Source organism: Corallococcus sp. AB030 (assembly GCF_003668965.1).
Classification (GTDB): domain Bacteria; phylum Myxococcota; class Myxococcia; order Myxococcales; family Myxococcaceae; genus Corallococcus; species Corallococcus exiguus.
In genome coordinates, this window is the sequence record NZ_RAWQ01000314.1 from 1 (window position 1) to 7797 (window position 7797).

At 69.8% G+C, this 7797-nt stretch carries 5 protein-coding genes; 3 read left to right on the plus strand and 2 right to left on the minus strand.

Translation table 11 applies throughout. From position 1 onward, the window contains the following. The first annotated feature begins 537 nt into the window (after nucleotides 1-537). The gene (locus D7Y15_RS40905) at nucleotides 538-1911 is read left to right on the plus strand and encodes a spondin domain-containing protein (RefSeq protein ID WP_121755968.1); all 1374 of its coding nucleotides are present in this window, start codon (nucleotides 538-540) and stop codon (nucleotides 1909-1911) included. 27 nt (nucleotides 1912-1938) lie between these two features. Here D7Y15_RS40905 and D7Y15_RS40910 read toward each other — a convergent pair whose 3' ends face one another. Beyond that, on the minus strand, nucleotides 1939-3330 hold the full coding sequence (locus D7Y15_RS40910; RefSeq protein ID WP_233605286.1) for a TerB family tellurite resistance protein: 1392 nt from the start codon (nucleotides 3328-3330) through the stop codon (nucleotides 1939-1941). A gap of 198 nt (nucleotides 3331-3528) precedes the next feature. After that, nucleotides 3529-4389, minus strand: coding sequence for a metal-dependent hydrolase (locus tag D7Y15_RS40915; RefSeq protein WP_121755969.1), 861 nt, complete (start codon nucleotides 4387-4389; stop codon nucleotides 3529-3531). 210 nt (nucleotides 4390-4599) lie between these two features. Here D7Y15_RS40915 and D7Y15_RS40920 point away from each other — a divergent pair, with 210 nt between their 5' ends. Together D7Y15_RS40920 and D7Y15_RS40925 are read left to right on the plus strand one after the other, a co-directional pair. Next, the gene (locus D7Y15_RS40920) at nucleotides 4600-6450 is read left to right on the plus strand and encodes an HSP90 family protein (protein WP_121755972.1); all 1851 of its coding nucleotides are present in this window, start codon (nucleotides 4600-4602) and stop codon (nucleotides 6448-6450) included. Next, a complete protein-coding gene (locus tag D7Y15_RS40925) occupies nucleotides 6447-7559 on the plus strand; it encodes a hypothetical protein (protein ID WP_121755970.1) in 1113 nt (370 codons plus the stop codon). Before D7Y15_RS40920 ends, D7Y15_RS40925 begins: the two co-directional genes overlap by 4 nt. The last annotated feature ends 238 nt before the right edge of the window (nucleotides 7560-7797 follow it).

Here is a 7797-nt window from a genome sequence, read left to right on the forward strand (position 1 = left end):
CAAGCACCTCGCGCTCCGCTCCCTTGAAGCGCGGAGTCGGGTCCTTTGCGACGCGGCGCCTGCCCCCCTGCTCGGCAGAGGCGCAGGAGGCTCCTTCTTCTGAAGTCATCTCTCTTCTACGGGACCCGGCGGATTGCTTATTCCGCGCAACCCTCCTGTCGGACAGGTTTCGCGGCCCCCACTGGACGCTGCTCGCCTTTGGAACCGCGCGCGCGGATGCCATCACGTGGCCCGGTGATTCCGTTCGCGTCGTCCACGTTCTTGGAAAGGGCGCGACTCCCATCCCCGAGGCCCTGTTCGACAGGGACGGCCATGCCCACCGTGCCTACGACGTGGCTCCGGGAAGGGATGCGCTCATCCTGGTTCGCCCGGATGGATACGTGGGACACGCGTCCCGGCCCGGCGACCTCGCGGCGCTGACCGCGTTCCTCACGCCGCTCCTGTCCGCACGCGCGGAGTCCGATACAGAGGCCACCGCGTAGAGGGAGCCACTCCGCGGGGCTTCGCATTTTCGCGAGGCCCATGGAGACTCTCCCCATGCCCATCCGCTCCTTCCGTGGAAGCGCCGTCCGCGCAGCGCTCGGCCTCCTGACGCTGTCCGCCTGCGGCTCCGGCGACGACACCGACCCGTCCTCCCGGCGCTTCCGCGTGCGCATCGAGAACGTGGCGCCCTTCCAGAACCTCAAGTCCGGCCGGTTCGACACGAAGATAAGCGGCACCTCACCGGGCCCGCTGGCCCCGGGCGACACCTACGAGTTCAGCTTCACCGCGGGCCGCAACCACCGCCTGTCCTTCGCCGCCATGTTCGGCGCCTCCAACGACTGGTTCTTCGGCACCGAGCCCCGGGGCATCCCGCTCTACTCCGCCGACGGGCAGCCGGTGACCGGCAACGTCACCTCCCAGGTCGTCCTCTGGGACGCGGGCACGGAGGTGAACGAAGAGCCCGCCGTGGGCGCGCACACCGCGCCGAAGCAGGCCACCTCCACGGACGGCCCTGGCATCAATGACTTCAACTCCAACAACGTGCGGCGCGTGGGCACGCAGCCCGTGCTCAGCAGCGGCCTGCCGTTCAATCTGCCCCCGCTCGCGACGATGATCCGCGTGCAGTTGGCCCACGACGCGGCCACGCAGCGCTTCACCGTGCGCATCGAGAACGTCTCCGACGACCGCAACACCCTCAGCACCTCCGAAGGCATCAAGCCCGTGCGCATCTCCCCGGGAGTCTGGGTGGTGGGCGCGGGCAATGAGCCCCTCTTCACCGAGGGGCAGCCGGACCGGGGCCAGGGCCTGGAGGCGCTCGCGGAGGGCGGCGACGCCACCGTCCTGGACACCTGGCTCAAGCCGCTGAACGGCGTGGCCACGCCCCTGTCACCGGGCGTCTTCGCCGTGCACAACGCCGCCTCGCCGCTGTTCACGGAAGGCGCGCAGGACCGGGGCCTGGGATTGGAGGCGCTCGCGGAAGGCGGCGATGCCTCGCGGCTGGCCAACGCCCTCTCTTCGACTCCGCCCGCGGGCGTGAGCAAGTCAGGCACCTTCAACACGCCCGTGGACGCGGCCGCCCCCGGTCCCCTCCTGCCGGGCCTTGCCTACGAATTCACCGTCAACGCCAGCCCCGGCGACCGGCTGTCCTTCGCGACCATGTTCGGCCAGTCCAACGACTGGTTCTTCGGCCCCGACGAGCAGGGCATCGCGCTCTTCGACAAGGCCAACGACCCTGTGACGGGCGACATCACGTCCAAGCTGTTCCTGTGGGACGCGGGCACGGAGCTGGACGAAGAGCCCGCCGTGGGCCCCCACCAGGGTGCCCCCGAGTGGACCGTGGACACCAACAAGACCGTGCGACGGGTGCCCCCGTCGCGCTACGGCACGCCCCTGTCCCAGCACCTGCGCGTCACCCTCACGGCGGAGTAGTTCGCGCCGCGTTTCAACACTGGGACTTCAGACGGCTTCGCGCTCCAGCGTGTCCTCGTCGTCGGAGTCCACCGCGGGCTCGTCCTGGAAGGCGCTGGGCAGCAGACTGAAGGGCAACACCTTCGCCAGCGCCGCCAACAGCAGGATGCCGCCCGGCGCGGCGAAGATGGCCAGCGCGGGGATGGCCTTCGCCACGTCGATGAGCTGCGCGCGCATGCGCTGTCGCTCGTCGGCGGTGAGCTTCTGGCGCCGCGCCGCCTTGGTGAGCAACACCGCCAGGTCGCCCGTCTCGCGCGCCTCCTGCATGAGCCGATGGAAGTTCTTCTCCAGCGTCTCCTGCATGCCGCCCATGAGCTCCTCGCCCATGGCGCCCGCCGCGTCCGACACGGTGAAGACATCCACCAGCGAGCGATGCCGCGCGTAGAACTCCGCCATCTCCAATTCCAGACGGCGCAGCTCCGCGTGGGGCACGTGCAGCGCGCCCGCCAGCGTGTCGATGAAGGCCCGCTCCCGCCGCGTGCGACGGCCGTCCACCAGCGCCGCCAGCAGCGCCTGCTCCAGCAGCAGGTGTCGCATGTCCACGCTGCGCACGCGGCGCACCACGTCCCGCACGTCGCGCTTGCGCTCGAAGGACTGGCGCACCGCGGCCTTCACCTCGCCCTCCAGCGAGTGCGGCAGCTTCAATCCCTCCACCTGCCGGAGGATGGCGCGGCGAGCAGGCGCACTGGGTTCGCGGTCCACGCACGCAAGAGCGGTGAGCACGTCCACCAGGAGCGCCTTCTGCTTCGCCGCGAAGTCCCGCCGCCGCTCCGCCATCGCGCGCGACAGCCGCCCGGTCGAGAACAAGTCGATGGCCTGCCGGCAGAACAGCTGCGCGTCCGCGTACTGCGCGCCGTTGTGCAGCACCAGCCCGTACACCGGGTCGCCGGCCAGCGACGGTGCCCGCTTGTCGAGCGCGTCCTCCACCCGGCCCACCATCCGCCGGGGCACCGGCAGCCCCGCCGCCAGCCGCGCGTCCAGCGCCATCGCCAGGTCCAGCTCGCCCGCCAGCACCGCGAAGAGCACCAGCAGCTGCTCCACCCGCGGGCCCTCCGGCGCGTCCATCACCCGCGCCAGGTCCAGCGCCATGCGCGCCAGCGTGCGCACCACGGCGTGGAACAGCTCGTCCTCCACCGCGCGCGCCGGGACGTCGAAGGGCTCACCCCCGTCCACCGGCGAGGGCAGCGGCACGGGCGTGCCGTAGACGAGCCCCGAGGCGCGCAGCGTGCGGCGCAGGAAGGCGCGGCCCCGGGCCCGGCCGGAGGAGGTTTCCGGAAGCAGAGAGGTCGGGACGGGCGCGGGGGAGCGCGCATGCGCGGTGACCACGTCCGTCAGGAGCGTGGCCAGCCAGGTCCCCCTTCCAAAAACCAGCACCGACACCGGTACACCCCTCAAAAGCGTGCGGCCGGACCCCGCCGGAAGCACACGAAGCGGGGAATAACCCAGTCGCATCCGCGATGCCACCCGGCCCCAGGCTCACGGCGGCGTCCGGCAACGGATGCTGATGCCTGGTGGAAAAAACAGCGCGCCCGTCCACCCAGGGCGGACGAGCGCGCGGAGACACCTGGCCAGGAAGGCCTACAGCGCGGTGGCCTTGCCCGGCTCCAGGGCGAGCACCTTGGTGGTGGCCCGGGTCTTCTTCAGCTCGGTGGTGAGCGCGTCCGGGGTGCCGGCCAGGGCGGGGAAGGTGCCGTAGTGCATGGGCACCACGGTCTTCACCTTCAGCAGCTTCGCGGCGACGGAGGCCTGCGCGGGGTCCATGGTGAAGTGGCCACCAATGGGGAGCAGGGCCACGGTGGGCTTGAACTGCTCCGCGATGAGGGCCATGGAGCTGAAGGCCCCGGTGTCACCCGCGTGGTACAGCGTGGGGCCGTTGGCGATTTCGATGACGAAGCCCAGGGGCGCACCGGCGTACTGCGACGCGCCCTTCGGGTCCGCCTGGTAGCTGCTGGAGTGGACCGCCTCCACCAGGTGGATGGTGGCGTCCTTCACCGTGAACGTCCCGCCCGCGTTGGCGCCCATGCCCTGCGCCTCCGGCAGGCCCAGGAGGTTCACCAGCTCGAAGGAGCCGTACACCTTGGCGCTCGTCTTCTGGGCCAGGGCCTTGGTCTCACCCACGTGGTCGAAGTGGCCGTGGGACACGAGGATGGCGTCCACCGCCTCCGGCCACGTGGCGCCCTGCGGCGCCTTGGGGTTGGTGAACCACGGGTCGATGGCGATGGTCGCGCCGCCCGGCGTCTTCACCACGAAGGCGGCGTGGCCCCACCACGTCACCTCCGTCTTGCCCGCCGTGGCCGCCGCCTTGCCCGCCGCCGCCTTGGCCGGCGCCTTCGCGTCCGCCTTGGGAGCCGCCGGCGTCGTCGGCGTGCCCTGCGCGAAGGCCGCGCCCGCGACGCCCAGCACCGCACCCACCACCACTGCCTTCAGCTTGTTGCCCATCGTTGTCCGCTCCAGGAGGGAGGAAAGAGACGACATGTCGCCGTGCCGCCCGGGGGCACCGCACGGCCGTGGCGCGACATACCACCCCACCAGGGAGGCGGAAGGGGGCTGGCGCGTCCGGTTGCCTTGGGAAGGACACATGCCTTCATCCACCCACGGCGGGGGATTGTGGCCCCGGGGAGGATGCAGCGCGCTACGCTCGATGGCCGCGTGGACCATCGATTCCAAGTCAGCCTCCGCGGGGTCATCGACCTCCTGTCCCACCACCTGTACAGCTCGCCCGGGGTCTACGTGCGGGAGCTGCTCCAGAACGCCACGGACGCCATCCGCGCCCGCCAGTTGCTGGAGCCCCAGGCCACCGGAGCCGTGGGGCTGGAGCTGCGGGAGAAGCAGGACGGCGGGCCGCCCACCCTGCTCTTCACGGATGAGGGCGTGGGGCTGACAGAGGAGGAGATCCACCGCTTCCTGGCCACCATCGGCGAGTCCTCCAAGCGCGAGCAGCTGGAAGCCCGCCGCAACGACTTCATCGGCCAGTTCGGCATCGGCCTCTTGTCGTGCTTCATGGTGTGCGACGAGCTGCTGGTGGTGACGCGCTCGGCGAAGGGCGATGGGCGGACGCTGGAGTGGCGGGGCCGGCACGACGGCACGTACGACGTGCGCGTCTCCGAGCACCCGCTGGACGCCCCCGGCACGCACGTCTACCTGGTGGCCCGCGCGGACATGGTGGAGTGGTTCACGCCGGAGCGGGTGCGCCAGCTGGCGAAGCACTACGGCGGCCTGTTGCCCTTCCCCGTGCGGCTCACGGTGAATGGACAGACGGAGTCGCTCAACCCGGACGGTCCGCCCTGGCGCCGCTTCTACGAGACGGCGGGAGACCGGCGGCAGGCGCTGCTCGCGTACGGGCGCGAGGTGTTCGGCACGGACTTCCTGGATGTGATTCCGCTGCGTTCAGAGGCGGGAGACGTGGACGGCGTGGCGTATGTGTTGCCGGCGTCGCCGCACTTCAACGCGAAGCAGAAGCACCGCGTGTACCTGAAGCAGATGCTGCTGTCGGAGAGCGCGGAGAACCTGCTGCCGGAGTGGGCGTTCTTCGTGAAGTGCGTGGTGAACGCGAACGGGCTGCGGCCCACCGCGAGCCGCGAGTCCTTCTACGAGGACACGGTCCTGGCGAAGGCGCGCGAGGCGCTGGGACAGTCCCTGCGCAAGTACCTGATGGACCTGGCGCACGAGGATCCCCGGTCGTTGCAGCGGTTGATTGCGTTGCACGGGCTGTCGGTGAAGGGGCTGGCGCTGGACGACGATGACTTCTACCGGCTGGTCATCCACTGGCTGCCGTTCGAGACGTCGCTCGGGGTGATGACGTTGGCGGACTACCGGAAGTCGTGGCCGGTGGTGCGCTACACGCCGACGCTGGATGGGTTCCGGCAGGTGGCGCGGGTGGCGGCGGCGCAGGGGCTGTGCGTGCTGAACGCGGCGTACACGCATGACACGGCGCTGCTGGAGAAGCTGCCGCACGTGGTGCCGGAGGCGCAGGTGGCGCCGTTCTCGTCGGCGGACCTGCCGCAGAGCTTCGAGGAGCTGACGCTGGACGAACGCGAGGCCGTCTACCCGCTGCTGCGTCTGGCCGAGCGCGTGCTGGCGCCGTTCCGCTGCGGGGTGGAGGTGAAGAAGTTCTTCCCGGCGGAGGTGCCCACGCTCTACAGCTCGGACGCGGAAGGGGCGTTCAAGCGGGACGCGGAGCGGGCGCGGGAGGAGTCGGACGACCTGTACGCGGGCGTGCTGGACGGGGTGATGGCGGGCACGGGCGGGCAGGAGCGCGCGTTGCTCTGCCTCAACCTGCACAACCCGGTGGTGCGCAAGCTGGCCGCGGTGGAGGGGCGGGAGTTGCTGAAGCTGTCGGTGGAGATGCTCTACGTGCAGGCGCTGCTGTTGGGTCAGCACCCGTTGAATGCGCAGGAGATGGCGCTGCTGAACCATGGACTGCTGGGGCTCATCTCGGCGCGGCTGGATGAAGGGGGCGGGGGCGGTTCGTCGGGTCCGGGCTCGCGAGGGATGCACTGATGGTGGACTGGCATCAGCAGGTGGAGGCCCTGCGCGCGCAGGCGGAAGAGCTGCCGGAAGGCGACGCGAAGGTGCGCGCGCTGGAGGAGGCGGTGCGGCTGACGGACGCGCACGGCGACGTGCCGCTGGGGTACGAGCTGCGGGACTCGCTCATCGACGCGGCGACATTCGGGGGGTATCCGGACAAGGCGCTGGTGGCGTTCGCGTGGTGCCGGGGGCAACAGAAGAAGGACCCGCAGCGGTTCGATCCGGAGGACATGCTGTGGAAGCAGAAGTGGGTGGTGGGCCGGCTGGACGAGTTCCCGCACATCAGCCGCAAGCAGATTGCCGACGCGCTGGATGACGTGGATCAGAGCTTCGCGAAGCTGGACGCGGGCAAGCGCGCGGCGCTGAAGCTGCGCTACCAGATGGCTCGGGACATGGGGGACACGGCGGAGGCGGAGCGCCTGTGGGAGGCGTGGCTCGTCACGCCCAGGGACCACCTGACGGACTGCCGCGTCTGCGAGCTGGACGATGAACTGGACCACCACGTGGACAAGGGCGAGTGGGAGCAGGCCATCCAGAAGGCGAAGCCCATCCTGGACGGGCGCCAGTCCTGCGCGGAGATCCCGCACCTGACGTTGGGCACGCTGCTGTATCCGTTCTTCAAGCTGGAGCGGATGAAGGAAGCGCGGGACTGCCACATGCGCGGCTACGCGATGGTGGCGAAGAACCGCGAGTTCCTGGCCACAGTGGGAGAGCACCTGGAGTTCCTGGCGCTGACGGGCAACCTGTCGCGCGGACTGACGCTCTTGGAGAAGCACCTGGGCTGGGCGCTGGAGCACTCCAGCTATCGGGACCGGTTCAGCTTCTACACGGCGTCGTCGTTCCTGCTGGGCCAGGTGGTCGCGGACGGACGGGATGAGGTGAGCCTGCGCTTGCCACGCGCGTTCGCACTGCACGCGGTGGACGGGGGCTATGGGACGCGGGCTCTGAAGGACTGGCTGGAGTCACAGGCGCGCGACATCGCGGCACGGTTTGATGCGCGGAACGGGACGAAGCGGTTCACGGGATTGCTGGCTCGCAATGAAGTGCTGGCGAAGGAAGCGCGGTTGTTCCCGTTGGATTGAAGGGGTGCATCAGCATGAAGGGCTCAAGCTGGATGCCTGTCGCCATCACCTGGTTCCTCCTTCTTCCGCCCCAGGGCCGGGCTGAAGACACAGAGCTACCTCCTCCGGGAGCATCCGCGTCCGTTTAACGCGATGGAGAAAAGCAGAGCAGAATCAAAGACATAGGTGCAGCCGAGCAGGCAGGCCCGTCGAAACGGGGGGACGAGGAACATTCTCCTGGCATGAAGAAGAGCACTCC

Bases quoted from the DNA above. Each gene is read 5' to 3' on its own strand.
- D7Y15_RS40905 (WP_121755968.1), top strand. From the start codon at position 538: ATGCCCATCCGCTCCTTCCGTGGAAGCGCCGTCCGCGCAGCGCTCGGC.
- D7Y15_RS40915 (WP_121755969.1), bottom strand. From the start codon at position 4,389: ATGGGCAACAAGCTGAAGGCAGTGGTGGTGGGTGCGGTGCTGGGCGTC.